The organism is Aurantimonas sp. DM33-3, assembly GCF_014334315.1.
Taxonomy (GTDB): Bacteria; Pseudomonadota; Alphaproteobacteria; order Rhizobiales; family Rhizobiaceae; genus Aurantimonas; species Aurantimonas coralicida.
The window spans coordinates 37,604-63,207 of the sequence record NZ_JACSGS010000006.1 but is presented as its reverse complement, the minus strand read 5'-3'; the positions used below and the strand labels follow the sequence as shown (position 1 = coordinate 63,207).

Below are 25,604 nucleotides of genomic sequence, written 5' to 3'. Positions count from 1 at the left end.
CGGAATCAGACGCCCGGCTGGAGGAGTCTCACCATGACTGAGACCCCTCCAGCCGAAGACGACCTGACGCTCCTGCAGCGCCACTGGCCGCACGGCCACGGCGCGGATCCCGACGCCGTATCGGCGGTTGCCGAGGCGATCTACGACGGACGGAAGGACTGGGAGATCGAATTCGCGGGGGACCGCGCCGCCATTCGGCAGGACGGCAAGGGCGGCCTCGAGTCGCAGGGTCGCAGGGTCGCATCGACCGGATGATGATGAAGCGCTGGAGGAACGGCGAACGGCGGATCCCGGAGTGGATGGCCGCCGGGCTGCTGCGCCTGCCCGGGATCGTCCGTACCCGACGCCAGCAAGACATCGAGCGTTGGCTGGCAGAGCTTAGCGCGCAAGATCGCGAGGCGCGGGACTTCATCGCCGCCGAGGAGGCTCGGCTGCACGGGCGGGTCGCCGCGCAGGTCGCGCGGTACGTTCCTTCGGTCGTCCGAGACCCGGTCAAGCGATCGCCTCCGCCGCGCACCTGCACTACGTGTTCGTTTCGGGCTGGAGCGTGGACCCGGACGGTCTCTCGGTCTGGGTTGTCGATCCCGAGACCGGCGGCGAAGGGGAGCTCATGCCTCACGACACGTTGTGCCATGCCTACGGCGGTGCAATGGGTAGAGTAGCGATCTTCGCGAAGGTATGGTGACCGTGATGCTCGTTTCATCGGCAGAAGCACCAGAAGAGGCATTCATCGCCGCGCAAGGTTATGCCGCCTTCGGTCTGAACGCCGCAGGTTACGAGGCGAATACTCGCAGTCGAAGGTGGCGCTGCGCTCCTACGTTACCGAGGGCGACGAGGAGAGCGATCTGTTTCCAAAGGCGTGGATCCCGGACGCATTCGTTTTCTGGGTCCTGAAGGAGAATGCACTCGTGGCCCGAGTTTCCGTCCGCGGGTTGATCGGCAAATTCCAAGCCGAACGAATGGAATTCGTGGCCACGAAGCGCGGGTTGTTGGCAGCCATCAGCATAGCTGATCGTATCGGCGACGAACCCGGCGAACGGGAAATACGGCTGGTCGAGATACCCCGGTTCAACGCGCTCTTTTTCTGGATCACGGGCCCGAAGCCACGCTTCGTCGACCGGGTCAGGGGTGACGAGTTCACGGAAGAGACCATCGTCGAGGAGTTGGTCCGTCGACGACGCATCGCTTTGGGCATCGAACCCAGCCCGGATGATACGCCTCGCTTCGGACGGTGATCCACCGCGCTAGGCCAGGGCATCGGTCAGAGGCAGAAGTGCACCATCGAGCGATCCGAGATCGCACGGCGGGTGTAGGCGAAACGCCGCATGTTCGGACCTCGAATCATCGCATCGGAGGCAGCCGCATAACGACGTCCAACTCAACCTGCCGCCTAGTGCCTGTCCTTCGCAAGGAGGTGACCCGGTCCGACCGCATCATCCGCCCGTGACATCCGAGATCACGGACGAGACGACCGCCACCACCTGACTAGATGCCCTCTCGACAGAAGGAGGACCCATGACAGTCAGGAGCGGCCTATCAGAAGCCCAGCGACTCGACCTGATCTGCGACGCGATCCGGTACTGCCAGCGCGTCCGCGACAAGGGGATGCCGAACTCTGCTTGGACGAAGGCGCTGCGCGAACCCATACACTTCCTGTGGGAGAAGCGCGGGGGAAACAAGCTCGAGGCCGCCCGCTACCGGTCGCTCGCCTCTGCGGGCATCCCCCGGGGCGGCGGCAGGATCCGCTACGACCACGCCGTGCCGTTCAGGGCCTTGCAGGCGCAGCTCATGGAGATGGCCGCCCCCTCCACGGACGCGGTGAAGGAGGTCCTCGTCCGCGACCTGACGGTCTGCATCATCACTTCCGAGGAAGAGGCACTTCTCGATGCGGCCCGCCTCGGCAGCCGCATGCCTCCGAACTGGGACGGTCGAGACCCGCTGGCGCGGTACCATACCGTCGGGATCGAGGTCGAGCCGAATCCTGCCTACGTCGGCGGAGCGTAGTTCTCATTCTTGTCGGATCAGCGATCGCAAGAATCGAGGGCGTCAACACCAAAGATTCCCCGAGGTTTGGCGATGACTGCGCCAGCCCCTCGTCGATGAGCACCCTCCCGGCGTCGCGCCCGTCGGCGATTGCCACGACGACCAGCCGCCGACCGTACGTGTCCATGCGGCTGCCGAACATCGACCAGCCACCCGACATCAAAGCCTGGAGCCGCCGCGTCGCCCTCGGAACGGCGGCGGACCCAACTAGGCGCCCACGTACACAATAGCCCCCAATTCGCGGAAGTGGGTGTAATTGTGTACGTGGATGACCATCAAGCTGCTCTCCCGTCGCTGTACGCGAGGTCATCCAGGGCTTGAGCCCGGAGAAGAACCGCCAGCCGCTCGATGGCGACGGCTGGCGGTTCGATCGCCGAAGATCCTGAGTGCCCCCAGCGACTGACGTAGCCGAGGCTGTAGCCGGTGGCGGCCGAAACCTCGGGCAGCGTCAGGCGCAGCCGTCGGCGGAGGGCGTTGTAGCGGTCGGTCCTCATGTTCGTCTCCCAAGCCGGATCTGCCGTCGCTCTGCGCTGTCGCCCGTCGTCGAGGCGCCCCCGGCGCGAGGCGGCTCCGGCGCGGGGCCGGAACCCCGCGCTCCCGTTGATCAGGCGGTTTCACGGTCCTCGGTGACGACGCGGTAGCGACCGATCTCGACACCGAAGCGCTGCACGTCCTCCACATCGTGAGCGCAGTACTCTCCCTGCGGGGCGCGGTAGCCGATGAGGATGTCGTTCCCTTCCTCGGTGCTGCCCGCCGGGTACAGCCTTACCCGGTAGCCCCAGCTCTCGGAGATCTCCCGCGTCGCCTCCGCGAAGGCCGCAGCCATGGTCTCGTTGTCGTCCTCGTCCCCAACGTCGACCTGGACCTGAACCGTGTCCGTACCGAGTGTCAGTACGAGGACCGGGGCGGTGTCGTCGCGAACTGCCTCCGCCAGAGCGTCGAGGATGACCTCGTCGTCGATCTCGTTACCGATGACGTAGAACTCGCGTAGCTCCTCGGCGCTGTTGGTATGGTCGACGGTTCCGGCTTGGAAGCCCTCGTTGATGGCGTTCTTGATCTCGGCAATGTCGGTGATGATGTCGGTCACTGTCTTCTCTCCTCGTTGGCCCCTCCGGCCCTGGCGCCCTGCCCTCGCAAGTGTGCCTAAAGAAATGATGGGGAACCTCATAGTCGGACGCAAGCCTCCGGCGTGATGTGTCGACGGATCGAAGGATTTCGTCGAAAGCCAATTAAGTTTACCGAAAAAGCCTTGGCGACGAAATCTAGGATTCGATCCCGCGTGGTCTCATCGAATCCTTGCCATTAGCGCGGCGAATCCCGCTGACGAAGCCTTGCGCCACGCGAGTCCTTGAAGACAAACGTATTTTCACGATTTCGTGATGGCGATTTCTGGCGGATGCTACCGTGCTCTCTGACGGTTTGACGCCCGCGCAGCCGGCGAACAGGCTCTCCGTGCGAAAGAGGGAGACCCGCGATGCAGATGTCAGCGAGCGCACACCGACTCCGGCCTATCCGGATCCCGTTCGTCCCGCGCACAGCCTGGGAGCGGCTGAGGGGGCGCTACGACACGCCGGACGAACAGCGGGCTCAAGGCCTGCTCGCCGCCGTCGCGCCGACCGCGCACAAGCTGAAGCGCCGCAGCCGCTCCGCGCTCCGCGCCGCCATCGCAATTCTTAAGGCTGATCCCGTCGAACCGCACCAGATTGCCGACATCCTGCGTAGCCTGCCGGACACCCCGCACCTGAGCCTCGTCCGCAGCGGCCACGTCGGCGACGCCGCGCTTTGGCAGGATGCACGGGAGACCATCGAAATGGATCCGCGCGATCATGCGTGCGCCGGCGCGGACGGGCAGCTCGGCACGTGCCTAGCGGTGATCGATGCGCTGCTATCAATGCCGGAGGATGAACGGCGGCGGCGGTGGGCAGCGTAGAGACGGCGAGAGAGCGGTGCCATCACGACCGTCATGCGTTAGAACGGCAAATCGTCCGGCGGATCGTATGAAGCCGCTTCATCTTCCGAGGGCGATCGAGCACTCAGATTCTCTTGGCTCTCCACGATGAAGCGGGCGCGGTGTAGCAGCTCGTCGAACGTCAGGATCTCGGGTTGGTGCAGGTTTCGCCTGAACGCCTCAAAGCATCGGAATTTCTGGATGTTCGTCCCCCGTTCCGCCTGAAACTGATCAAGCGAACCGATGACGAGGAACGCCCTCGGGTGGACGTTGAGAAGGTCCTCCCCCGTTGGGTTGCCGTGTCCATCAGTCGGATGGAGGCGTTCGCCGATGGCAGCGGAGGCCGCCCGCACCGTCTCGTGGCACTGGGCCACGCCACCGACGAGTTCGGGTGAAGGAGCCCACGTACCGGGACGATAGGTATTCGTCCTCAGGAGGGCGGTGCCATGGGTCTTGATTTCGACGAAGCACAGGGCGTTCACGCCGGCTTGGGTTTTCAGGAGGCCGTCGACGCGCTTCCCTGCCCCTGAGACAGTGTACCCCGCGACGACCTGCTCCAGTTTCCGACCCTCCAGAGCGGACGTGAACACGTAGCTCAGGCCGTACCCGAAGATCCACGGGTTCTCCTCGAAGAACGCCTGCCACAACGCTTCCTGCCCGCGAACGTCCAACCGTTTTCGCTCGGCCTCGAAGTAGTCGCCGTCGGTCAGCAAGCGCTCAAAGCGGGCGAGCTCACCTCTGCGATATGCCAGCGCTATGATGTCCTGCTGCGTGATCTCGTTTGTCGCCGCATCGATCACGAAGTCCGGGTTATTGGTCAGGAAGGCCTTGGCCTGCTCATCGGTCAGCGTCACTTGGGTGAGGCTGTCGAGATCGACCGTCATCTTCTCCGGACCGGGCAGATAGATGGTTCTCACTCGGTGCACAAAGTCGAGAAGGCGATCGATCTCTCCCCCCACGAACGAGAAGTACGTCCTGTCGTACGGGACGCCATCGATGACGCGCCACTTCTGAATCGTCAGCGTCTTGATGTCGCGGTCGTCCTCCGAGACGGTAGCCTTGATTTCGAAGCGTCCCTTTGGCGGCCGGCGGATGACCAGCTCATCGCCAATTACAGCGAAATGTTGCCCGACATCGCCCTCGACAATCTCGCTCATGATCCGGATGCGATCGCCGATCCGCCGCCCGGCGTAGAAGCGATCGCTTCGCTTGTTCCCGAAGTATCTGCCGCTCTCGTCTTCGTCCATGCGACCCCTTCCATCTCGGCGGTCGCAGGGTTGTACGCGGGCAGCCAGCCGTCAAGGCGGCGCCCTTAGCAGACCACAGCCGACAGGCCGCCGCGCGGATTCTTGAAATCCGGATTTCTGAAATCCCGGGGTCCCTGGGGCCGCGGTTCACTGTGGGGTTATTCGCGACCCCATTGGTTCTCCGTCTACGAATTTTGAAAATCGGGATCAACATCAGCACCCCCGACGTCGAATCTTGCGCCGGACCCTGTCGGAGTCTCTGCAAAACAGGGGTTCCGACGCATGGCGAGACGACCGCGCAAGAGCGCAAGAGTGCTGAACGAGAGCGGCGACCACGCCGCGCAGCGCAGCGAGCGCGCATCGGGGCGGTTGATGTCCCTCGCGGGCGTCGCCGCTGTCTGAACGATATGCTGAAAGCCATGCGCAACGCGTTTGCGGAAGCTCAGGCAGCGGCCCCGTCGCTTCTTTTCGTCGACGAGGTGGATGCGGTCGGCGACAGGATGGACGCGGACAAGCGCAACGCAAATTATCAGCGCCAGGTGATCAACGCCTTCCTCGAATGCCTCGACGGAGCCGAGGCGCGAACTGGAGTAATCGTCGTCGGTGCCACGAACCATCCGGATCTGATTGATCCGGCAGTCCGAAGGCCCGGGCGTCTCGACCGGGACCTTCGCATCCCTCTACCGGACACGGCGTCACGCGTCGGCATCCTGCGCCACCATCTGGGCAACGACCTTCTGGGTGTTGATCTCGAGCCAGTAGCCGTCCGACTGGAAGGGGCGTCCGGCGCGGCTATCGAGCGGGCCGTGAGGGACGGGTCGCCGCCGTGCCCGCCGCGAGCGTCGCGGCATGCTCATGTCGGATCTTGAGGCCTCGCTGCCGCCGCGCACGCGGTTGACGGACGCCGCCTTCCGGCGAGCGTGCGTTCATGAAGCCGAACATCTGGTCGTCGGCAGCGTGCTCGCCGAGGAAGCCGGGGTCGTGCCGCTCTTCGCCAAGGTGTCGCGCGACGTGTGCGAAGCGGTGGGCGGCATAACCGAATTTCGGCGGACGGAGGGGTTCGACCGAACCCGAAACAGCCACCTCGCGGAAATTGCGATCCTTCTCGGCGGCAGGGCATCGGAGGAGCTGGTGCTCGGCAGCCCTGGGGACGGTAGCGGCGGCATGGAGGGCAGCGACCTACACCAAGCGACCGAAATTGCGGCGCAGCTTCTGGTCTCCTATGGCCTTGGTGGTAGCCTCGCGCACTTCGCCACGGGCGCAAAAGGGGTTGCGATTGCACGGGTCGCCCGCGATCCGATCTTCAGGACATCGCTTGAGGCAATCCTAGTCGGCTGCCTCGAGCGTTCACGGAATATCCTCCGAGCGAAGAGAACAACACTGGACAGGATCTCTAAGACGCTCTTCGAAACAGGAGAGGTAAAGGGGGTTCCCGATGCCGCGGTCTGTTCTGCGCTAGGATCGGCCGAGTAAGGGTGCTCGGCGGCGTAAAGGTTCTTCACCGCCCCCTTCGTCCCGTGGAAAACTGCTGCAGAGGAGGCTATGTTCGTAGCCGGCCATGTCATTTCAATGCCGCAAGAAAGAATTGATGAATCTTGCGGGGAAACATGAGCGTCTGGTAGATACCAGCGTGAAGCGATGACGGCGGCGGATCGCCCAAGGGTCGCCCGCGCGATCGGCCGAGCGATTTGCCGCGCTCAGTGCAGTGCCACATTCACCGCAGCCGACGATCCCGGTCACCCTGTCTTGAGTCCCTCATGCCGCGATCTCTTTCCCACCCAGAGAACCATCTCGTCGCGCGCATCGGCTGGCTGCGCGCCGCCGTCCTGGGGGCCAATGACGGCATTGTCTCGACGGCCAGCTTGATTGTCGGCGTAGCCGCCTCCGCCGCAGCAACGCCCGAGATCGCGATCGCCGGCGTTGCCGGTCTCGTTGCCGGCGCGATGTCGATGGCGGCGGGGGAATACGTCTCTGTCTCGTCCCAGTCCGACACGGAGAACGCCGATCTTGCCCGCGAGACCGGGGAACTTCGCGACGATCCGGTGGGAGAACTCGATGAGCTGACGCAGATCTATGTCAGTCGCGGCCTCGAGCGTGAACTGGCCACTCAGGTCGCCACCCAACTCACGGCGCGGGATGCGCTCGGCGCCCATGCACGAGACGAGCTCGGCATATCTGCGGTGACGGCTGCGCGCCCGGTTCAGGCCGCCCTCACCTCCGCGGTGACCTTCGCCATCGGCGCCGCGATGCCGCTGATGATGGTGTTCGTCGTGCCAGCGGATCTCCTCATCGCCTTCGTATCAGGTGCTTCGCTTATTTTCCTCGGTGTTCTCGGCGCGATCGGCGCCAGGGCCGGCGGGGCGAATGTCTGGCGCGGCGCGGCACGCGTCGCCTTCTGGGGCGCCGCGGCCATGGCGCTGACCGCCGGGATCGGCACCCTGTTCGGCCAGGCGGTCTGACCGCGGCAGAGGTCTGTTAGACGGACGGGAGGCGAGATCGAATTCAATTTTCCTGTCTCACCCGGCATCGACGCCCTTAAGCCGCGGCCGGTGAAAACTATCGCTTTCAGCTCCGCTTTTATCTCAATGTTCTGAATATTAGCTATCGCTAAATTACCCTTTGGCAGGGTTAAATGGAAGGCATGAGGGAACTCGAGTCGAATGCCGCGGAAGTCGCGGCGATTCTGAAGGCGGTGGCGAACGAGCGTTGTCTGATGATCCTTTGCAAGCTCCTGGAGTTGGGGAAGCCCATATCGGTTTGCTGGCCGAGGCCGTCGACATGTCCCAGTCGGCTCTGTCCCAGCACCTGACGGTCTTGCGCGAGCAGAAGATCGTCGCCTTCAGCCGAGAGAGTCGGACGACGCTCAGGTACCGGATCGCCGATCCGCGCGTGGAGGCGCTCATTGCCACCCTGCAAGGCGTTCTCTGCCGTCCTGGGGACGAGCAGTCCATTTCGACACCCCACAGCACCGGGACCGAGGAACTAGGACATGAATCAGTTCTCGTCCTTCTCCGCCCTCGGTGGCGGACTGCTCATCGAGCTGTCGGCGGCCCTTCTGCTTCTCGCAAGTGGCCGCATCGCAGGCATCAGCGGCATGGGTTTTCAGTCCGGCCAGCGGCGTGCGCAGCTCGTCAGCGGCATAGGCGAGGAAGACGCGTCGCGGTCGCCCGTTTCGCGCACCCGCTCGAACAGGCCGTTGAGGGCGGTCGTGACCGGCCGAATCTCCGCAACCGCTGTGCTTGCCAAAATTGGATGCAGGTCAGTTGCCTTGCGGTGCCGCAGGCTTTCGGCGAGCTCGTCGAGCGGCCGCCCCCTCGACCGACGCCGAACCGGATGAGGGCTCCGAGAGCCGGAACGATCAGAGCCATTGGCAGGAGCAGACCCATCACCACCTCCCGGACGAGTCGGGCCCGGACGTCGAGGTTGTCCCCGACCAGAACCTGGATCCCCAACGCCGCGTTCTCGACCGCAAATACACGCCTGGTTTCCCTATCGATCTCGCGCGCGGAAAAGCCGTCGCGTTGATCCGACAGGCGGGCTTCCGGCGCGCGGTCGGACTTGTCGATCAGCGTGCCCGTCAGCGGCCAGATCTGGCAGGAAAGCTGGCGGTCGCAGGCAATATCTCCGCGGTTCGGCGGCTCAGGTCGTGCGGGCGAGGCGACCGTCAAGTCGATGTCGACGAGCGAAGAGACCATCCGCGCCGCCTCCATCAGCCTTGCGTCGAGCACGTGGTCGACCTCCGCCCGGTTGCTGACATAGTTCCAGACGGTGGCAAGCGCTCAACCGCGTCGAACCCTCCGACTGCCAGCGTCGCCTCGCAGCAATTGGCGAGGTCGGCGGTGAAGCCGCTTAGGACGAGCCCGACCTTCAGCCCGTTCCCGATAATGCCGTCATCCTCCACGGTCAGTATGCGCCGGCCTGCTCCGGTTCGTTGCTGCCGACGACCTCAATCCTGCCGACCCAACTTAAGGCTGCCTTAAGGTGCGTATCCGACCACCCCTTCAGAGAAGTTCATCCTACAGGTTCATGGCGATGAGACGTTTCCTGGCCGCGACCATCATGGCCGTCACCCTCGCGACCCCCTTTGCGGCAGGCGCACAGCCGGAGCCGTTGGCCGTCGACAAGGCTTTCGCGCTGACCAGCACGGCGACGGGCAACAACGGGGGCGTCGAACTGCGCTGGACGATCGCGGAGGGCTACTACCTCTATCGAGACAAGATTGCCGCGACGAGCCCGACAGGCGAGAGCATCCCGCTCGACTTGCCCCGAGGCGAGACGAAGAACGACCCCAATTTCGGCGCGATGGAGGTCTTCCACGACGCGGCGACCGCGACGCTGGCCTCGGCTCCGGCCGGGCTCAGGGAGATCGCGGTGTCCTTTCAAGGATGCCAGGAAAACGGCATCTGTTATCGCCCGGTGACGCGGACGGTTGAGCTTGCCGCACAAAACGGGCCAGCCGCCTCGGAACAGTCCCCGACAAGCGCGGCTTCAAACAGCGCAAAACAATCCTGGCTGGACGGTTTCCGGGATTCTGCCCCGGCGACCGAAGCGGACGAGGCGGCGGTTCGCGATCTTCCGCCGACAGCCGCGGCACCGGCCTCCGGGATTCAGGTGGATAGCGCTTCGGGCGGCCTGATCGCGTCACTGCTGGCCGACAGCGGTGCGGCCTGGGCGGTCGGTATGTTCTTCCTTCTCGGCCTCGGTCTCGCCTTCACCCCTTGCGTCTTCCCGATGTATCCGATTCTTGCCGGACAGCTCGGCCGTCAGACGGGCCGCTCCTCGGCAAGGCGCGGGCTGGCACATTCCTCGGTGTACGTGCTGGCCATGGCCACGGCCTTCGGCTTGCTCGGCGTCGCCGCCGCATGGTCCGGTCAGAACCTTCAGATGGCTCTGCAATCGACGCCCGCGATCATCGTCGTGTCCCTGGTTTTCGTCGGACTGGCGCTGTCGATGTTCGGCTTGTTCGAATTGCGACTGCCGAGCGCCTGGACCAGTGCCGTCTCCGGCGCCACGGTCGGACGTGGCGGGATCGGCTCGACGGCAGCGCTCGGCTTCACATCGGCGCTGATCGTTGGCCCCTGTGTCACGGCGCCACTCGCCGGCGCGCTCATCTATATCGGCCAAACCGGCGACGTGAGCCTCGGCGCCGCCGCCCTCTTCGCGCTCGGCCTTGGCCAAGGCGTGCCGCTTGTCGCCTTCGGCACGTTCGGCGCGGGCATCATGCCCAAGGCCGGACCCTGGATGCAGGTCGTCACCCGCGCCTTCGGCATCGCCTTCCTGGCGCTGGCCATCTGGATGATCGGCCGCATTCTGCCGCCCGTGGTCTCGCTGTGGCTCTGGGCCGCACTGCTGATCGGCATCGGGGTCACGCTGATCGGTCTCGGTGGCACGGGCGGCACGCGGCGCCGGCTTAGCCAGACGGCAGGCGTGCTGGCGGTGATCCATGGCGGCACGCTCGCGGTCGGAGCGGTCGCCGGGGCGAATGATCCCTTGCGTCCGCTTGCGCCTTTGGCCACGAACGGCGCCGCACGCGTCGCCGAAACGCTGAGCTTCGACATGGTGGAGGCACCGGAAGCGGTCGCGGAGGCGATCGCCTCGGGCGACCGGTCGACGCTGCTATACTTCACTGCCGACTGGTGCGTCAGTTGCGACGTGATCGAGCGCGAAGTGTTCGGCGATCCGGCCGTGCAGGCGCGGCTCGCCGGATATCGACTGCTCAAGGTGGATGTCACCGACGAGCAGGCCGGGACGACCTCGCTGATGTCGGAGCTTTCGGTCGTCGGGCCGCCGACCATGCTCTTCGTTGACCCCAACGGCGCCGAGGCGCCCGGATCGCGCGTCGTTGGCGAGATCTCCGCCCAGGACTTCCTCGAGCGCATCCGCCTTGCGGGGGCCAACTGACATGACCGCCCTGACGCTCGGCCCGCTGGTCTTCGCCGGCGACCGACTGGCCGCTATCATCGCCCTCGTGATCTTTCTCGTCGTCACCGCGATCCTCTCCGGCCGCATCGATGGCCGGCTGGGCAACTGGTCGCTGGCGGTCGTGGTCATCGGTCTCGTCGCGGCGCGGCTGGGGCATGTTGCCATGCACTGGCGGACCTTCGCACCTGAGCCGCTTCGGATTCTCAGCATTTGGGAAGGCGGCTTTTCGGGATGGGTCGGGCTCGCGGCCGCCCTGCTCTACACGCTCTACGCCTTTCGCGAGTATCGCCTGCGTGCATGGTCGGTCGGTGCGCTGGCTGGCGCCTTCATAGTCTGGAACACTGCCTGGCAACTGGTCGCTGCTACCACCGCCGTCGCCGCACCTGCCGAAAGCTTCGCGATGCTCGACGGCGCCGACCGGTCTTTGCCGGACTTCGCCGGTAAGCCGATCGTCCTCAATCTGTGGGCGTCATGGTGCCCACCATGCCGCCGCGAGATGCCAATGATGGCGACGATGTCGGAGAACCGCGATGACGCGGTGTTCGTCTTCGCCAACCAGGGCGAAGGTGCGCAAACCGTGTCGCAGTTTCTCGCAAGGGCCGATCTCGAAATCGACCATATGCTGCTTGATCGTGGTTTTGCTCTCGCGCGGCATTACGGCGTCTCCGGCTATCCGGCCACGCTGTTTCTCGATGCGAACGGAACGCTCCGTTCGCTACATTTCGGAGAGATCTCGCGCGAAGCCCTCGCGGCGGGTATCGATGGCGCCAAGGCGGAATAGGACTGACATGACTTTGAGAAACGCTCGCCGCACAGGCCTGCTGGCCGCGGCTCTCCTTACGATGGCGGGTTGCTCGTCTGTCGGCGAACTGCCCCGGACCGTGCTCGGCTACGCTGCGCCGAGCCTGATCGGCGATCCGCGATATGCCGCCTTCGAGGACAATGGTCGCTCCATCCCGGCCATCCCCACCGCCCACCTTACCGAGAAGAACCGGCGCCAGATCGTCGACTTCGTCGGCTCTGAAGCTCCGGGTACCATCGTCGTCGATCCGGCCGCGCAATTCCTCTATCTCGTGGAGGAAAACGGCAAGGCCATGCGTTACCGTGTCGGCGTCGGCAAGGCAGGCTTCGCGTTTACTGGCAACGCGACAATCGCCCGCAAGGCTGAGTGGCCGGGCTGGACGCCGACACCCAACATGTTGAAGCGTGAGCCCGAACAGTTCGGCCCCTACGCGAGCGGCCTTGAAGGCGGACTCGGCAACCCGCTCGGCGCGCGCGCCCTCTATCTCTATCGCGGCGGTCGGGATACCTATTACCGAATCCACGGCACCAACGAGCCCTCAACGATCGGCCGGTCGGTCTCGTCCGGCTGCATCCGCATGTTTAACCAGGACGTCATCGACCTCGAAAACCGCGTTCCCGTTGGCGCGAAAGTGGTCGTGCGGCGTGCGGCAGGCTCCGTCGCCTAGATGTTCAGTCCCATACTGTGGTGGTAGCTTATCGCGCCAGCAGAGGGATGCGCTATGGGACAAGTTCTTCACGGCAGCGCCAAGACCACGCACGCCGTTCGAGCAGAACTACAGCGATCGAAAGCTTCGGCTGCGGAGCTCGCGAGGCGCTTTGGGATCAACGAAAAGACCGTGAGGAAGTGGCGATCACGACCCAGCGTCGAGGACGAGCCGATGGGACCGAAAGAGAAGAAGAGTACCGTCCTTTCGGCTTTGGAAGAGGCCGCCATCGTCTCTTTGCGCGTTCAGGCCCGCCTCCCTCTGGATGATGTCTACGTCGCGCTGAAGGACGTGATCCCGCATCTGTCGCGCTCGAGCCTTCACCGCTGCCTGCAGCGGCATGGCATCTCCCGGCTGCCCAAGGTCGATCAGGAGAAGCCGAAACGCTTCAAGGCCTATGAGATCGGCTACTTCCACATCGATATCGCCGAGCTGCGCTATGAAGGCGGCAAAGCTCTTCTCTTCGTTGCCGTCGATCGCACCTCGAAGATCGTCTTTGCCAGGATCTATCGCAAAGCCACGAAGCTCGTCGCAGCCGGCTTTCTCAAGGCCCTCGTCAAGACGGTGCCCTACAAGATCCACACCGTGCTGACCGACAACGGCGTCCAGTTCGTCCAGCACGACAAGCGGGCCGAGAGCGGCTTCGTTGCCCACATCTTCGGTGCCGTTTGCGCGGCCAACGGCATCGAGCATCGCCAAACCAAGCCCTACCATCCTTGGACGAACGGTCAGGCCGAAAGGATGGTGCGGACCATCAAGGACGCGACCGTGAAATCCTTTCACTACGCATCTATCAATGACCTTCGTAGACACGTCAGGGACTGGCTACTCGCCTACAACTACGCCAAACAGCTCAAGGCCCTGCGGTTCAAAACGCCGTTCGAAGCCATCCGGCAGATCAGCGAGACAAAGCCGGAAATCTTCAGCCGGTCACCGAGCCATGACATGCTGGGACCAAACACCTAGGCGCGCCCACCGATCCAGGCCATCACTTAGGCAATGGACGGATTTGCGCTGCTCCCCTGCCCCGAGACCGTCGCAAACGACATCTCCCTGATCGTCACTCTATGCGAACTGTTTTCCGTCCCGGGATGCAAGAGGTTCAGAGGGAAGTCAACCGAGGATGCACGCGAACTGTCCCGCCCCCATGTCGGCGCGGTGCTGATTTGCGTCGGCAGGTGGTCTCGTCGGCGGCACTATCAGCCATGGCATTCTCCGAAAGGCCCGATCCGCCACGTCTTCCTGCGGATCGAGCTCAGCCTGGCAATGGGTCAAGCGATCTACAGCACAAATCGGTCGCCAGCGCTGTCGTCCCCACCCATCCACCATCATCGGTAAGATGCACCGTCAAAGCGGGCCTGCTCCGCTGAGGCGATCCACATCGATCTTGTCGTGCGTGCCCCCAGCGGCATTCGGTTGACAGTCAAAGTTGAGCTTTGCGAGTGTTCCCGCGGCACCTAAGCCTTTGATAGGAGCCCGTAGACATCGTCGCGGAAATTGCTGGTGAGGTCCGGCGCGCTCCATGCGGTGATGTAGACGAAGTGAACCGGGATTTCGCGGGCCAAACGCACGTCCTTGCGTTGGCCGTTGGTGAGCATGGCGCGGACCTGCGTCAGTGACCAACCCGGCGTCTCCCGGAGAAGCCACGCAACGAATTCCGGAATGCGTTGAACGCGAATGCAGCCTGACGAGTGGAAGCGGCTGGCATCACCGAACAGACCCGGCTGCGGCGTGTCGTGGAGATAGACGGCGTGGTCGTTGGCGAAGTTGATGCGTACCCGCCCGAGTGCGTTGTCGGCGCCCGGATCCTGGCGAAAGATATAGTTCAGGGCCTCGTCGCCGTTCCAATCGATCGACGTGGGCGAAACCTCGTCCCAATCGTGGTCGAATATGCGCATCGACATGCGCTCCAGATAGGTCGGATCGCTACGGATTGCCGGGATCAGGTCCTTGCGGACGATGCTGGCAGGAACGGTCCAGTAAGGGTTGAAGTTCACCTCATAGATGGCGCTTGTCAGTAGTGGCGTCTCGCGGTCGGGTCGCCCGACGATGGTCGGATGACGTTCGACCACGCTCTCTTCCTCCACCAATTCGAGTTCGGCTGAAGGAATGTTGACGCAGATATAGCGCGCTTCAGTTGCTAATTCGCTCGCAATGCGCGGTATATTGAGTTCAAGCTGTCGAGCCTTCGAGCCAGCAGGCTCGTTCATCGCGGCGAGGGTCTCGGGGCCGACCGCCCCGTCTACGGCCAGGCCATGGCGCACCTGAAAACGGCGCACGGCCGCGTCTACGAAGCTGTCGAACACGTCTCCTGACGCGTAAGCCTGGTTGAGATCGTTCTCCATTGTAAGACGGCGGCGCAGTTGCGCGATCTGCGGGTGGCGTGAGCCAAGCTTGAACGCGCTGATCCAGTCCGCCTGCGGCCAGCCGCCTTGTGCAGCCAAATCTCGATAGGCGTCGGCCGCTCGGCGCGTACTCGCAACGCTGGCTTCACTCAACAATGGATCGTTGGTGAAATGTGTGCCCATTGTCGCATTGCCGATGTCGAAGCCACCGACCCAGCCGCTGGCTTGCGAGGCGCGGGCCGGAGCAAGTGATGCCGCGGCCCCCGCGCCGATAACGAACCCGCGCCGGGTAATCATCGCGGCGCGCCCTCTGAACGTGCGTCCGCGATTGCCTGAGCAAAACCGTTGGCGTCGAGCGCTCCGCCATACACGCGCTGGCCGATGACGAACGCCGGCGTCCCTGACAAGCGGAAGGCGAGTGCCTGCTTGCTGTTCCGGTCGATCAGCGCTTCGACGCTCTCACGGCGCTTTCCATAGCGTTCAAGGAGCGCTGCCGGATCCAGTCCGGCTTCCACGAGGGCGGCGTCCACCTCCTGTTTCGTCAGCCTCGCCTGCGTTTTCATAACCGCGGAAAGCCCCACTTCGTAGTCCGGAGTGCCGGCCGACCCCAACATCAGGCGTGAGGCGTAGAGCGATGAATTGCCGAAGATCGGCCAATCCTTCATCACCAACCGGACGTTGCCGTCGGTTTCAACTGCGTCCGTCAGCACTGGGTGGCTCATCTTGCAGTAAGGGCATTGATAGTCGAAGAATTCGACGATCGTGACGTCTCCATCCGGATTGCCAAGGACAGGAATATCAGGATCACGAAACACCTCGTCGGGGGTTGGAGCGGCTGCGAAGGCGGGAGCCTGCCCGTGAGCAGCGCCGACACTCAGGAACGACAGGGTTGCGATGGTCGCCGCGCCACGGGCGAGGAGGGTTCTGCGGTTGAGCGGTTGGGCCATGCTGGCGTCCTTTCGTTTCTACGTGAAGAACGAGATCCGCCACGCACCTTAAGGCAATCTTAGATGTACCCCGGGTCAGCGCCCGGAATGAGCTGTCGCAACGCCTTTTCGCCGTGGCTGAACCACGGAGGCGCACCAATCCTGAAGGTCCAGCACTAGATGCAGGAGACGGATGCGCGGGGCTTCGACCTTGCGGCAATCGTCGGGCAAGGCTTGGAGATCGCACGTTTCTCAGGCGCTTCCAGACGGCGACGGGCATGACCACGACGGACAATGCGCAAAGGCTGCGTATCGACCGGGTAGGGAGTTGCTCCAGCAGGATGCGCTCATCCGAGAGCACGTGCTCGGGCTATCTTGCGAACAGAGAGAACCACCCTGGACGAGACTACGGGGACGCTTTTTGCAACCGGAATGGCGAAGGGTATCGGCGCAATTGAGGCATCTGCCATCGCTCTGATCCGAGACCAGTTGAGCCAACCACGCCATCGTCGTAACTCTCAGGAAGATCGCAGCCGAGCTTGTCAAAGACGGAGCAACTTCAACTGGGCAATGAGCGCTGATGCTGTGAGGGGGCGGGACATCTATGACATCCCCGTGTGTCTCGATCAGGGACTCATTTACCCATCCAACTTGTCGGGGTCGTCAGCGCCGAGCGGTTCGACGCCGTTGTCGAAGCTTTGGAGTACGACACCGACCGGATCATGGAGGAGATACAGCAACTCTCGGAGCTCAGGTTCGCCCTGCCCCCGACGATCTACCCCGCGGTATACTTGAGTTGGCGTCGGCATCACCGACTGGGGATTTCGTCGAGCATGATGCAGCCCTGAACTTCGAGCATCTCGAATTCAGGCTTGAGCTGCGGATTGAAGGTAGCGCGGATACCAAACCTTGACCTTAATCGGTGTAATCGCCAGCCATCGCAGTTTATCGGCGGCGGAACTGAACGTTCGTTGGCAGGCGCTGACTAATGGCGGGGTCATCGCTTTATGAGCGACGGATTACACCCAACGGGCATCGAAGCGCACCCACTTCCGCTCAGGCGTGCAAATTTCGACGCTTAGGGGACTCGCCGGATCGGCCCGGATCTCGTACTCGCGTGTGCCGCCCCACTTCTCGAGAAGGTCCGGGACCGCTTCGCTCCAATAAGTGCGTCCGCCCCAAGTGACGCCGCGCGGGCCGATGGTGCGGAACGCCTCCGGCCGGAAGAGGTCTCCCGGCGCATCCTCCGGCACGAAGCGCGGGACGAAGCCAATCGCAGCCTCCCGCCAGAGGTCGAGCGGCGACCGTTCAATGCCAGGAACGGATACGGCGTTGTAGCGGTCGACGATCCAACGGCGCAGTTTCCGGTCGACGTTTTCCAGTTCGATGGCGTCGCCGCCGGGGAGCGGACGGTCCGCAAACCTATGTACCAACGCAGCGCGACCGTCATGCAACGAGTCGATCTCAATACCCGCCTCCTGCGACCATCGTTCTGCGAGGTCGCTGACCAAGGGCTCGGGACCGTGATGCGGTAAGACCTCCAATCCAAGCGCCTCGCGGAAGCGCCGGAAGGGCGCGGGCGTCAAGTCGTGCTGGGCATGGACGAACGCGCGGTCCGCCACGCCCTCGCAGGGCCACGGGTTCACCGCACCGACGTCCACCGCGTCCCGCGGTAGGAAGGCGTCGGCAAGGCATTGCATGACCTCGTAGAAGGTGACCCCGTCCCGAGCCACGTGGACACCGGCGACCATGAGTGTCCGCCGGCAGATTGCCACCAGAGCGACGGGGCGTCCATGCCAGTTTCCGTTGTTCGAACTCTGCGCGTGCGTCTCCATCGCGAACGCGCCGACCGTCAGTTCCTCCATCGGCGCGGGACGCGCGGTCCCGGTTGTTTCCGTGATGCTCTCGAACAAGGTTCTGTTCCCTCTGTACGATACGTACGAAATCTCCCAATCCTGGCAGTCCATGGACTGCCAATCCCTTTTGCATCCGGTTTTCGAAGCGAAGAAAAGGGTCGAAGAAGTGAACAGGATGAACGGGAGGCTTACGCGGGTGCTTGAGCGGACCGAGCGGCGCTCTTGTCCGCCGCTGACACTTCAGCGCACGATGCCGGGAGCCGTCTCACTTCAAGCAGCCCCGCAGGGGGTTGGACGGCTGTGTCTCCCGTTCCTGTGAACCAATCAGCCGGTGGTCAAACCCTATCCTCCTGTCGGGCGGACGCAACGCCGCTTCCCGCCCCGACTATGGGACCCCACACGATTTTCAAATGGGCAAGGATATGAGCGCGTAGAGCGGCTTGATCTCATCCTCCATCAGGTTCTCGCCCTCAACATGGATCTCGACGTGCTTTGCGGGCGGGCGGCAAACGATGACCCGGCGAATGGCGGTATGGAGCGGCATCCGGGGCTTCTGTTGTCGGGCGCTATGGTGACGATCCGCGAGATTGCGTCGAGCAGGAAATGGGGTTGATTCATGATTGAAGACGTGATCGCCAGTCATGGCGATGCGAGAGCCGACCGCCGCCGGATCGCATAACGGTTCCTGATATCTCAGAGGCAATTCGTTGATCTTTTCATCAATAAACTCCCTTGGCACCGCGCCGATTGATCGCAAGATCAATAGTTGGGTAGCGAACGTTACCGGGAGCGGCTGAAATCCGGACTGGAGTTTCGAACCATCGCTTCTACGCGGCTGAAGATTTGTTTCCGGTCTTTCGAAGCGCAGTCGATGCTCCCGAGCGCTTCTGTCGGGCTCGAGCACGTTGTCGTTCTCGAGCGAGCTTGCTATATTTCGGGGTGAAGGAGTTCAGGAATGCGCCAACCCGTTGTCCCGATGTCCGTATCGTCCGCGCGTTTGGAGCTCCTGCTGGAGAAGGCGGTCGATCTTTATGGGGTACGCGTTCTCGACAACGTGGACCTGTCCGCCCTCGGTAGTACGGAATCCCGTGCACGGGTGGTAGCCAGTGCCTTGATGGAGCGCGGCGACGCGCGCGCCTTCGTGATCGGCCGCGAGCTTCGGGCAAGCTGCTTGTTCTAACCGCATGGCCCTAACCATCCTCCAACGCCGCATTCTTGCCGAACTAGCTGCGAACCGGTCCGAGACCAGCTATGTCGCGGGGGGCGTGGTCCTGAACAAGGACTGGCCACGTCAGTCGGATGACATCGACATCTTTCACGACACGGACGAGGAGATCGGGGCAGCGGCCGACCGCGACATGGAGGTGTTACGGAAAGCTGGATACAGCGTACGGGTGGACATCGACGTCTACGGGGTGGTCGAGGCCGTCGTTCGTGATCGGGGCGAGGAGACGCAGATCCAATGGATGAGCGAGTCCAAGCGACGCTTCCTCCCTCTCATCCGCGATGCGGATTGGGGTGCACGTCTGGCGCCCGCCGATCTGGCGGTCAACAAGATCTTGGCCGCGTCTAGCCGGAGGAAGGCCCGTGACTTCGTCGATCTAGCTTCGATTGGCGAGCACCTGTGCCCTCTTGGACCTCTGGTCATGGCGGCGTCCGGCAAGCCACCTCACTACTCTCCCCAACGCATCCTCGAACACATCCAACGGAACTGCCTGTCAATCTGGAACGAAGACTATATCTCGGTGAAGGGTCTCCCGAACGGATGGACCGCTGAAGCGGTCCGGGAAAGAGTGGTCGCCTTGGTCGCGGAGGCGACATCCTACGTTGGGTCGGCACCGTACCAGATCGTCGGACGGCTTGCCGTGCGGAATGACGGCGTACCCGTCGAGATCCGCGACATGGCCGAAGAGGGCTTTCAGCTCCGTGCCCCAACCGAAGAACCGGAAGCCATTCCGGAGTTCAGGAACACCGCGTCGTTCGGTCTCCCATGATGTGGAGGCTGCTGCCGAATGGCGCAGTGGCTCATCTGTCCCGTGACTTCCCCCTGCCTGAGGGGGCGGCTTGCAGGGACAGGAATTAAGACGCGCGTCCGATCGAGAGGATATCGCTGGTGGCATTTGCTTTCTAGTGGCGCATAAACCTTGCTGCCTTCCTCAGGCGGTCCATGACCTACCGCCCCGAATCTTTGATCGCGACAGCGGTCCTTCTCGCCTCCCCAGTTCGCGCTCCACCGGGGCGAATCCCATTTTGGCCTCACAACGTATGTTCATATGGCTTACGTCTTGCGCGGTGATTTCGAAGCCCGTCCCCGAGGTGGATCAGTGCACGTATGAGCATGGCGTAACGACGGCCAAAATTTTCGGGTTTACCTAACGCTATCTCGGTGGCCCCGTCGCAGATTGAACTCGACCCCCAGCATGCGGTTGCTGCTCCTGAAAACCAGCGGCCACGTTCTCTCTGGAGCGCCGCTGTGACACGGGGATGCTGCCGCATCGGTAGCATGGGACAAGAACGGCCCGGGCGAGGGTTCGGGCGGCGGAAGTCCGGCCGCCGGCGCACTTAAGGGCCGAGCATAAGAAGAGCACCTCCGTTCGTTCCGGCGCTTGGCCGATGTCGGCCCGACCGTACCCGAATTTTCTGAGGCGTTTGGCGGCATCCGGAGAACGGTAGCCCACTGCCCTAGTTTTCGCGGACAGACTATACGAAAGCGTATAGGTCCTGACATGCGGCGGGCGAGATCCCACGTTTAGCCATAGGCGAGAATTCCGAGATGGATGTCGCCGATGCAGTCGCCCTTCCACATGGTTCGTGGCTTATTCGTAGTGATTGCGGTCGCAGCGGCAGCCCCGGCGTCATATGCTGGTTATCTCCAGCTTTCCGGGAACGTTCACACCGTTGAAAACGCCACGGTTTATCGATCCGGTCAGTTGAATGCGACCGACCTCGACGCTCTGATCGACTCGACCGGCATCCGCTCGATCCTCAATCTGCGCGGCGCCCATCCAGATGCCTCATGGTATCGTGAGGAATGGAACGTCGCCCGTCGGCGCGGCATAGTCTATCGCTCGATCGCCATTTCTGCGGGCAGCGAGCCCGACGTTGCGACCATGCAGGAGATCGAACAGGCCATGGCGGATGCCCCCAAGCCCCTCTTGATCCATTGTATGGGTGGATCGGACAGGACGGGACTTGCCTCGGCAATCTACGAGTATGCCATCGCCGGGAAACCCGAAGGGGTCGCAGCCGATCAGCTCTCGTTCGCTTATGGGCATTTCCCCTGGCTCGGAAGCAGCACCGGGGCGATGGATCGTGCCTTCGAACGGTTCGTGACGTTCAGCGAGGCCGCGACGGCGGCCAAACCGTCAACACAGGAGAGCATGTAATGAAGGTCCTGGTCATCGAGGACGATCGTTCGACCGCCGACTATGTGACCGGTGGGCTCAAGGAAGAGGGCCATGATCCTGACCACGCCGCCTCGGGTCCGATCGGCCTCGAGCTCGCCTGCACGCGCGACTACGATGCCATGGTGATAGACCGGATGCTGCCCGGCCTGGACGGCCTGTCGATCGTACGGGCGCTCCGCTCTTCCGGCCGCGACACCCCGGTGATCTTCCTGACCTCTGTCTCAGGACTCGACGACCGCGTCGAGGGTCTGGAAGCCGGGGCCGACGACTATCTCGTCAAGCCCTTCGCCTTCTCCGAGCTGATGGCCCGCCTGAATGCGCTGGCCCGGCGCTCGCCCATGCGCAAGGAGGAGGCTGTCCTGAAGGTCGGCGCACTCGAGATGAACCTGATCGCCCGAACGGTCCGGCGCGAGGGGCAGCCGCTCGATCTCCAGCCCCGCGAGTTCCGCCTGTTGGAATACATGATGCGCAACCGTGGCCGGGTGCTGACGCGCACCATGCTGCTCGAGCGCGTGTGGGATTTCCATTTCGACCCCAAGACGAATGTCGTCGAGACTCACGTCAGCCGGCTGCGCGGCAAGGTCGACCGTCCCTTTTCGACGGAGATGATCAAGACGATCCGCGGCTCGGGATATGTGCTGAATGTTCCTGCCTGAACAGGTCCGCACGACCTCCTTCCGTGTCGCGCTGATCTTCACGCTGTTCTTCGTCGCCTCTGTTCTGGCGATCCTCGGGACGACCTATCTGGCGGCATCCTCGGAGATGGCCGGCATCCTGCGCTCGTCGATATCAGACGATATGGAAGGTTTGCGCGACGCCTATCGGCGGGGCGGCGACGGCGAATTGCAAGTCCGGATGACCGAACTTGCGGAATCGGCCTCTGAGGACCGCTTCTTCCTGATGCGACAGGTTTCTGGCGAGGAGGCCGTCATCGGCAACATTCCCGCAACGGTCTGGCGTGAAGGCTGGGCCGACGAAAAGCTATCCGATGAACATTTCGAGGGGGCGCCCGACCTGCAAAGGGCTGCCTCCCAAAACACCGACAACGAGGTGCTTCTGCTCAGTCTCGGCGAACGGATCGGTGCCTACGAGGTCATGATCGGCCGCAATTCCCACGTGCTCGACGAGACCCAGGAAATCATCCTGTCCGCGATGCTTTGGGGGGCTTTGGTCACCACCCTCCTCGCGCTGCTCGGCGGGTTTCTCGTCTCGATCGGGCCGACCCGGCGGGTCGACGAGATTGCCGCCACGACGCGCCAGATCGTCGATGGCCGCTTCGATCTGCGGCTCCCGGTGTCCGGGCGACGCGACGAACTCGACCGTCTCGCTCTCGACATCAACGTCATGCTCGGCCGCATCGAGACGCTGCTGGCGAGCCTCAAGCAGGTCTCGGCCGATATCGCCCACGACCTCAGGACGCCGCTCGCAAGGTTGCGTCAACGGTTGGAGAGCGTTCGCCGTGCCCAGCGGACACCGGCGGAGTACGAGACGGCGATCGATGATGCGATCGGCGAAAGCGAGGCCGCGATCGAGACCTTCAACGCGCTGCTGCGCATCGCCCAGATCGAGGCCGGCACCCGCCGCGCCAGGTTCCGCCGGCTGGACCTGGCCGACGTCGTCCGCAGGATCTGCGATGTCTATGGCGATGTGGCAACGGACGAAGGTCATGACCTCGTCGCACTCGCGCTACCATCGGCGATGATCGAGGGCGACGAGGAACTCCTGGTTCAGGCGCTGGCCAATCTCCTCGAGAATGCCATCAACCACGTTCCGGCCCCGGGACGTATCGGCGTCGGCATCACCCGCGTCGGCGACCGGGTGCTGCTCGACGTGGTCGACGACGGCCCCGGCGTGCCGGCGGAAGAGCGCGAGCGCATCTTCCAGCGCCTCTATCGCCTCGACCGCAGCCGCACGACGCCCGGCAGCGGTCTGGGCCTGTCGCTGGTCGCCGCGATCGCGGAACTGCACCATGGCACGGTCGAGGCCCTCGACGGAGCCCCGGGTCTGAAGGTCCGAATTGACCTCCCTGCTGCGAAGACAGGTGCTGCGCCCGACGATTACCAAACGGTATAGGTGCAGAGAGGCGCTCGCCATCTACCGGCCCTACGACAAGCGACATGCCGCGCCGCGGCGTCACGTCCGACCGGAGCCCTCACATGAACCCCGCACCATCGCCGCTGACGGAAACCCTGCTGAACAAGGTCCCGCAGATCACCCTCGCCTTCTGGGTGATCAAGATCATGGCAACCACCGTTGGCGAGACCGCCGCCGATTTCCTCATCTTCAACGTCGGGCTTGGCCTCGTCGTGACCTCGCTCATCATGAGCGCGCTCCTGGTCGGCATCATCGCCTTTCAGTTAAAGCTGCGCGAATACGTGCCGACGAGCTACTGGCTGGTCGTCGTCTTCGTCAGCATCGTCGGCACGCTGGTCTCCGACTACATGGTCGACGATCTCGGTATCAGCCTGGTGACCACCACGATCGGGTTCGCCCTCGCCCTGACGGCGACGTTTCTCGCCTGGTATGCGAGCGAGCGCACGCTCTCCATCCATTCGATCTTCACCCGCCGGCGCGAACTTTTCTACTGGGCGGCGATCCTGTTCACTTTCGCGCTCGGCACATCCGCCGGAGACCTCATCGCGGAGCATTTCGGCCTCGGCTACGCAGTCTCCGCCGTCATCTTCGGCGCGCTGATCGCCGTGGTCTACGCCGCCTACAGGTTCGGCGTCGATGCGGTCCTCACCTTCTGGGTCGCCTATATCCTGACCCGCCCCTTCGGCGCCTCGATGGGTGACCTGCTGTCCCAGCCGACAAACAATGGCGGTCTCGGCCTCGGCACGACCGGCACCAGCGTCCTGTTCCTCGTCACCATCGCGGGCCTGGTGAGCTATCTCAGCATCACGAAGAAGGACAAGATCGAGACCAATGCGATAGCGACACTGAGCGCCTGATCGCAGGTCGCAGAAATTCAGGCCCGTCACTTTGAGACGCGGGGCGCCTTTATCGGGCGCCCCGCGTCCGTTTTCAGGACTTTTCCGTAATCCCGTCGCCAACAGCCCAAGCGTCGAAGCTCCCGGCCCGGCGCCAGCATGTTGAACAGGTCGAACGGCGATGCGCCAGCCAGCCAGCAAACCGGACCATCCGGGAACCCCATTTCCGCTGCTGCGCGTATTCGGCCTCGTGCTACTTCCGATCATTGTCATGGCAAGTGTCGGGCTTGCGGTTGCCATGGTTTCGGGCATTTCCGCCAGCGCCGAAGCTCTGTTCGCGAAAGCCGAGATCGGGCTGGTCCGCACGATCCTGTCGCGGCGGTCGGCCAGCGATCTTCCCAACGCCGCTCAACCGGCGACCATTGCTCATCTGGAGGGGGAACTCGACGAACTCGGCATTACATGCCTATCCGTCGTGACTGCTCGCGGCGACGTCTCCCTTGCCGTTTCCCGCTCACAGGCTTGCAACGTGCCCGTCCTGGAAGCCCTGAGGCCGGAGATCCTGGAAGCGGGCACGATCCTCGTTGAAGACCTTATCCTTCCCGCTCACTGGACATCGCTGGGAACGCTCGGTTCTGCCAACGCTGTCGATGGTGCGATCGTGATCGTCACTCGGCCGGCGCGGTCGCTGGAGTCGGCAATCTCCACATCGGCGATCTTTTGGGCGGGGCTGTTCTGCGCGGTATTTGTTTCGGCCATCGCCGCGACGACCTTCGTCGTCTATCGCGCCCAGCGCACGATCGACGCCCAGGCCGCTTATGTCGACCGGGTTCATCGCCGTCTGCGCAGCTTCCTGCCGATGGCTGCGGTCCGGGATGCACTCGATGCCGGTTCAGCCCCCCAGCGGTTCGAAGCTGTGGTGATGTTTGTCGACCTTCGCGATTTCTCCAGCTTCGCGGAAGCCTCTCAGACCGATGCAGTCGCTGCGCTGATCGACTCCTTCGTAACCAGGGTCGCCGATGTGGTGGCCGGTCACAACGGCGAGATCGACAAGATTATCGGCGACGGCGTGCTTGCCGTTTTCCGCGGCGAGCACGCCGTTGCGCAATCTGTCGACGCCGCCGTGGATTGCATTCGTACATGTTCGTTGCTTGAACGCAGCCCCGGCATCGGGCTCTACCGCGGCGACGTCATCGCGACGGCGCTGGGTACCTCGGCTCGGGCTGACTTCACCGTCCTCGGCCGCACGGTGAACCTCGCCTCACGCCTGTGTTCGCTAGCCAAGGCAAACGAGATCGTCATCCCGGCCTGCCTGGAGCTCGGACGGCGCACCGACATCGTGGAACAGTCTCGCGAACGGGTCACCCCGCGTCATCACCAACGATCCGAGGAAGTCATCCGCTATCGTCTGACGCGCTGACCCAACCATAACATGCGGATGCAGACCTCGGATCGCGAAGGCTAGAATGAAG

The 25,604-nt window shown here is 63.4% G+C and carries 27 protein-coding genes and 2 pseudogenes; 19 read left to right on the top strand and 10 right to left on the bottom strand.

What is annotated here, in order from left to right; genetic code table 11:
• Positions 1-33: 33 nt before the first annotated feature.
• The 3 genes from H9Q09_RS10270 (at position 34) to H9Q09_RS10260 (ending at position 2,004) form a co-directional block, all read left to right on the top strand.
• Positions 34-255, top strand: coding sequence for a hypothetical protein (locus H9Q09_RS10270; protein WP_187390941.1), 222 nt, complete (start codon positions 34-36; stop codon positions 253-255).
• 545 nt (positions 256-800) lie between these two features.
• Positions 801-1,235: a hypothetical protein gene (locus H9Q09_RS10265; protein ID WP_187390940.1), complete on the top strand. Its 435-nt coding sequence runs from the start codon at positions 801-803 to the stop codon at positions 1,233-1,235.
• A gap of 280 nt (positions 1,236-1,515) precedes the next feature.
• The gene (locus tag H9Q09_RS10260; protein WP_187390939.1) at positions 1,516-2,004 is read left to right on the top strand and encodes a hypothetical protein; all 489 of its coding nucleotides are present in this window, start codon (positions 1,516-1,518) and stop codon (positions 2,002-2,004) included.
• 314 nt (positions 2,005-2,318) lie between these two features.
• Here the strand turns inward: H9Q09_RS10260 and H9Q09_RS10255 are convergent, their stop codons facing one another.
• Complete coding sequence (locus H9Q09_RS10255; RefSeq protein WP_187390938.1) at positions 2,319-2,537, bottom strand: hypothetical protein; 219 nt, start codon at positions 2,535-2,537, stop codon at positions 2,319-2,321.
• A gap of 110 nt (positions 2,538-2,647) precedes the next feature.
• Positions 2,648-3,130: a hypothetical protein gene (locus tag H9Q09_RS10250; protein WP_187390937.1), complete on the bottom strand. Its 483-nt coding sequence runs from the start codon at positions 3,128-3,130 to the stop codon at positions 2,648-2,650.
• Between the two features lie 387 nt (positions 3,131-3,517).
• Between H9Q09_RS10250 and H9Q09_RS10245 the strand changes: the two genes are divergently transcribed.
• Positions 3,518-3,973: a hypothetical protein gene (locus tag H9Q09_RS10245; protein ID WP_187390936.1), complete on the top strand. Its 456-nt coding sequence runs from the start codon at positions 3,518-3,520 to the stop codon at positions 3,971-3,973.
• Between the two features lie 38 nt (positions 3,974-4,011).
• Here the strand turns inward: H9Q09_RS10245 and H9Q09_RS10240 are convergent, their stop codons facing one another.
• The 3 genes from H9Q09_RS10240 to H9Q09_RS22460 form a co-directional block, all read right to left on the bottom strand.
• A complete protein-coding gene (locus H9Q09_RS10240; RefSeq protein WP_187390935.1) occupies positions 4,012-5,238 on the bottom strand; it encodes a Shedu immune nuclease family protein in 1,227 nt (408 codons plus the stop codon).
• Between the two features lie 185 nt (positions 5,239-5,423).
• Positions 5,424-5,855: a hypothetical protein gene (locus tag H9Q09_RS22465; protein ID WP_246716090.1), complete on the bottom strand. Its 432-nt coding sequence runs from the start codon at positions 5,853-5,855 to the stop codon at positions 5,424-5,426.
• A 78-nt stretch (positions 5,856-5,933) separates the two neighbouring features.
• Positions 5,934-6,095 (bottom strand): hypothetical protein, encoded by a 162-nt coding sequence (locus tag H9Q09_RS22460; RefSeq protein WP_246716089.1) that lies wholly within the window; start codon positions 6,093-6,095, stop codon positions 5,934-5,936.
• On the opposite strand from H9Q09_RS22460, the gene H9Q09_RS10230 reads away from it, so the two are divergent.
• The 4 genes and pseudogenes from H9Q09_RS10230 to H9Q09_RS22455 all read left to right on the top strand — a co-directional run.
• On the top strand, positions 6,094-6,711 hold the full coding sequence (locus H9Q09_RS10230) for a hypothetical protein (protein ID WP_187390933.1): 618 nt from the start codon (positions 6,094-6,096) through the stop codon (positions 6,709-6,711). The genes H9Q09_RS22460 and H9Q09_RS10230 overlap by 2 nt on opposite strands.
• A gap of 284 nt (positions 6,712-6,995) precedes the next feature.
• Positions 6,996-7,697, top strand: coding sequence for a VIT family protein (locus H9Q09_RS10225; protein ID WP_187390932.1), 702 nt, complete (start codon positions 6,996-6,998; stop codon positions 7,695-7,697).
• Between the two features lie 173 nt (positions 7,698-7,870).
• A pseudogene (locus tag H9Q09_RS10220) lies at positions 7,871-8,172 on the top strand (metalloregulator ArsR/SmtB family transcription factor); the annotation flags it as partial.
• 55 nt (positions 8,173-8,227) lie between these two features.
• Positions 8,228-8,332, top strand: a pseudogene (locus H9Q09_RS22455) (YeeE/YedE family protein); the annotation flags it as partial.
• Positions 8,333-8,369: 37 nt separating this feature from the next.
• Here the strand turns inward: H9Q09_RS22455 and H9Q09_RS10215 are convergent.
• The gene (locus H9Q09_RS10215) at positions 8,370-8,966 is read right to left on the bottom strand and encodes a sensor histidine kinase N-terminal domain-containing protein (protein ID WP_187391067.1); all 597 of its coding nucleotides are present in this window, start codon (positions 8,964-8,966) and stop codon (positions 8,370-8,372) included.
• Positions 8,967-9,270: 304 nt separating this feature from the next.
• Here H9Q09_RS10215 and dsbD point away from each other — a divergent pair, with 304 nt between their 5' ends.
• The 4 genes from dsbD to H9Q09_RS10195 are packed head-to-tail and all read left to right on the top strand — an operon-like array spanning position 9,271 to position 13,634.
• Entirely contained in the window at positions 9,271-11,139 is a 1,869-nt protein-coding gene (gene dsbD, locus H9Q09_RS10210; protein ID WP_210315304.1) for a protein-disulfide reductase DsbD, read from the top strand.
• A 1-nt stretch (position 11,140) separates the two neighbouring features.
• Positions 11,141-11,941, top strand: coding sequence for a TlpA disulfide reductase family protein (locus tag H9Q09_RS10205; RefSeq protein WP_187390930.1), 801 nt, complete (start codon positions 11,141-11,143; stop codon positions 11,939-11,941).
• 7 nt (positions 11,942-11,948) lie between these two features.
• Positions 11,949-12,629, top strand: a complete 681-nt coding sequence (locus H9Q09_RS10200) for a L,D-transpeptidase (protein ID WP_246716088.1) — start codon at positions 11,949-11,951, stop codon at positions 12,627-12,629.
• 54 nt (positions 12,630-12,683) lie between these two features.
• Positions 12,684-13,634, top strand: a complete 951-nt coding sequence (locus H9Q09_RS10195; RefSeq protein WP_187390929.1) for an IS481 family transposase — start codon at positions 12,684-12,686, stop codon at positions 13,632-13,634.
• Positions 13,635-14,125: 491 nt separating this feature from the next.
• Here H9Q09_RS10195 and H9Q09_RS10190 read toward each other — a convergent pair whose 3' ends face one another.
• The 4 genes from H9Q09_RS10190 to H9Q09_RS10175 all read right to left on the bottom strand — a co-directional run bounded on the left by H9Q09_RS10190 (position 14,126) and on the right by H9Q09_RS10175 (position 18,699).
• On the bottom strand, positions 14,126-15,310 hold the full coding sequence (locus tag H9Q09_RS10190) for a L,D-transpeptidase family protein (RefSeq protein ID WP_187390928.1): 1,185 nt from the start codon (positions 15,308-15,310) through the stop codon (positions 14,126-14,128).
• Positions 15,307-15,960: a DsbA family protein gene (locus H9Q09_RS10185; RefSeq protein WP_187390927.1), complete on the bottom strand. Its 654-nt coding sequence runs from the start codon at positions 15,958-15,960 to the stop codon at positions 15,307-15,309. Before H9Q09_RS10185 ends, H9Q09_RS10190 begins: the two co-directional genes overlap by 4 nt.
• A gap of 998 nt (positions 15,961-16,958) precedes the next feature.
• Complete coding sequence (locus H9Q09_RS10180) at positions 16,959-17,852, bottom strand: Mu transposase C-terminal domain-containing protein (protein WP_187390926.1); 894 nt, start codon at positions 17,850-17,852, stop codon at positions 16,959-16,961.
• Positions 17,853-18,201: 349 nt separating this feature from the next.
• Positions 18,202-18,699 carry a hypothetical protein gene (locus H9Q09_RS10175; RefSeq protein ID WP_187390925.1) on the bottom strand — a complete coding sequence of 166 codons (498 nt, stop codon included), beginning with the start codon at positions 18,697-18,699 and terminating at the stop codon, positions 18,202-18,204.
• A gap of 51 nt (positions 18,700-18,750) precedes the next feature.
• Between H9Q09_RS10175 and H9Q09_RS10170 the strand changes: the two genes are divergently transcribed.
• From H9Q09_RS10170 to H9Q09_RS10140, 7 genes are all read left to right on the top strand, one after another.
• Positions 18,751-18,975: a hypothetical protein gene (locus tag H9Q09_RS10170; RefSeq protein ID WP_187390924.1), complete on the top strand. Its 225-nt coding sequence runs from the start codon at positions 18,751-18,753 to the stop codon at positions 18,973-18,975.
• Between the two features lie 4 nt (positions 18,976-18,979).
• A complete protein-coding gene (locus H9Q09_RS10165; protein ID WP_187390923.1) occupies positions 18,980-19,789 on the top strand; it encodes a nucleotidyl transferase AbiEii/AbiGii toxin family protein in 810 nt (269 codons plus the stop codon).
• Positions 19,790-20,581: 792 nt separating this feature from the next.
• On the top strand, positions 20,582-21,181 hold the full coding sequence (locus H9Q09_RS10160) for a tyrosine-protein phosphatase (protein ID WP_187390922.1): 600 nt from the start codon (positions 20,582-20,584) through the stop codon (positions 21,179-21,181).
• On the top strand, positions 21,181-21,858 hold the full coding sequence (locus tag H9Q09_RS10155) for a response regulator transcription factor (protein WP_187390921.1): 678 nt from the start codon (positions 21,181-21,183) through the stop codon (positions 21,856-21,858). Before H9Q09_RS10160 ends, H9Q09_RS10155 begins: the two co-directional genes overlap by 1 nt.
• Positions 21,845-23,275, top strand: coding sequence for an ATP-binding protein (locus tag H9Q09_RS10150; protein ID WP_187390920.1), 1,431 nt, complete (start codon positions 21,845-21,847; stop codon positions 23,273-23,275). The genes H9Q09_RS10155 and H9Q09_RS10150 overlap by 14 nt, the downstream gene beginning before the upstream one ends.
• A gap of 83 nt (positions 23,276-23,358) precedes the next feature.
• On the top strand, positions 23,359-24,153 hold the full coding sequence (locus H9Q09_RS10145) for a hypothetical protein (RefSeq protein ID WP_228241635.1): 795 nt from the start codon (positions 23,359-23,361) through the stop codon (positions 24,151-24,153).
• A 160-nt stretch (positions 24,154-24,313) separates the two neighbouring features.
• Complete coding sequence (locus tag H9Q09_RS10140; protein WP_187390918.1) at positions 24,314-25,552, top strand: adenylate/guanylate cyclase domain-containing protein; 1,239 nt, start codon at positions 24,314-24,316, stop codon at positions 25,550-25,552.
• The last annotated feature ends 52 nt before the right edge of the window (positions 25,553-25,604 follow it).

What these genes read in the sequence shown, in the direction of transcription:
- H9Q09_RS10270 (WP_187390941.1), top strand. Translation starts at nt 34, where the DNA reads ATGACTGAGACCCCTCCAGCCGAAGACGACCTGACGCTCCTGCAGCGC.
- H9Q09_RS10260 (WP_187390939.1), top strand. Translation starts at nt 1,516, where the DNA reads ATGACAGTCAGGAGCGGCCTATCAGAAGCCCAGCGACTCGACCTGATC.
- H9Q09_RS10255 (WP_187390938.1), bottom strand. Translation starts at nt 2,537, where the DNA reads ATGAGGACCGACCGCTACAACGCCCTCCGCCGACGGCTGCGCCTGACG.
- H9Q09_RS10245 (WP_187390936.1), top strand. Translation starts at nt 3,518, where the DNA reads ATGCAGATGTCAGCGAGCGCACACCGACTCCGGCCTATCCGGATCCCG.
- H9Q09_RS10240 (WP_187390935.1), bottom strand. Translation starts at nt 5,238, where the DNA reads ATGGACGAAGACGAGAGCGGCAGATACTTCGGGAACAAGCGAAGCGAT.
- H9Q09_RS22465 (WP_246716090.1), bottom strand. Translation starts at nt 5,855, where the DNA reads ATGGTTCGTGGCACCGACGACGATTACTCCAGTTCGCGCCTCGGCTCC.
- H9Q09_RS10230 (WP_187390933.1), top strand. Translation starts at nt 6,094, where the DNA reads ATGTCGGATCTTGAGGCCTCGCTGCCGCCGCGCACGCGGTTGACGGAC.
- H9Q09_RS22460 (WP_246716089.1), bottom strand. Translation starts at nt 6,095, where the DNA reads ATGAGCATGCCGCGACGCTCGCGGCGGGCACGGCGGCGACCCGTCCCT.
- H9Q09_RS10225 (WP_187390932.1), top strand. Translation starts at nt 6,996, where the DNA reads ATGCCGCGATCTCTTTCCCACCCAGAGAACCATCTCGTCGCGCGCATC.
- dsbD (WP_210315304.1), top strand. Translation starts at nt 9,271, where the DNA reads ATGAGACGTTTCCTGGCCGCGACCATCATGGCCGTCACCCTCGCGACC.
- H9Q09_RS10205 (WP_187390930.1), top strand. Translation starts at nt 11,141, where the DNA reads ATGACCGCCCTGACGCTCGGCCCGCTGGTCTTCGCCGGCGACCGACTG.
- H9Q09_RS10200 (WP_246716088.1), top strand. Translation starts at nt 11,949, where the DNA reads ATGACTTTGAGAAACGCTCGCCGCACAGGCCTGCTGGCCGCGGCTCTC.
- H9Q09_RS10195 (WP_187390929.1), top strand. Translation starts at nt 12,684, where the DNA reads ATGGGACAAGTTCTTCACGGCAGCGCCAAGACCACGCACGCCGTTCGA.
- H9Q09_RS10190 (WP_187390928.1), bottom strand. Translation starts at nt 15,310, where the DNA reads ATGATTACCCGGCGCGGGTTCGTTATCGGCGCGGGGGCCGCGGCATCA.
- H9Q09_RS10185 (WP_187390927.1), bottom strand. Translation starts at nt 15,960, where the DNA reads ATGGCCCAACCGCTCAACCGCAGAACCCTCCTCGCCCGTGGCGCGGCG.
- H9Q09_RS10170 (WP_187390924.1), top strand. Translation starts at nt 18,751, where the DNA reads ATGCGCCAACCCGTTGTCCCGATGTCCGTATCGTCCGCGCGTTTGGAG.
- H9Q09_RS10165 (WP_187390923.1), top strand. Translation starts at nt 18,980, where the DNA reads ATGGCCCTAACCATCCTCCAACGCCGCATTCTTGCCGAACTAGCTGCG.
- H9Q09_RS10160 (WP_187390922.1), top strand. Translation starts at nt 20,582, where the DNA reads ATGCAGTCGCCCTTCCACATGGTTCGTGGCTTATTCGTAGTGATTGCG.
- H9Q09_RS10155 (WP_187390921.1), top strand. Translation starts at nt 21,181, where the DNA reads ATGAAGGTCCTGGTCATCGAGGACGATCGTTCGACCGCCGACTATGTG.
- H9Q09_RS10150 (WP_187390920.1), top strand. Translation starts at nt 21,845, where the DNA reads ATGTTCCTGCCTGAACAGGTCCGCACGACCTCCTTCCGTGTCGCGCTG.
- H9Q09_RS10145 (WP_228241635.1), top strand. Translation starts at nt 23,359, where the DNA reads ATGAACCCCGCACCATCGCCGCTGACGGAAACCCTGCTGAACAAGGTC.
- H9Q09_RS10140 (WP_187390918.1), top strand. Translation starts at nt 24,314, where the DNA reads ATGCGCCAGCCAGCCAGCAAACCGGACCATCCGGGAACCCCATTTCCG.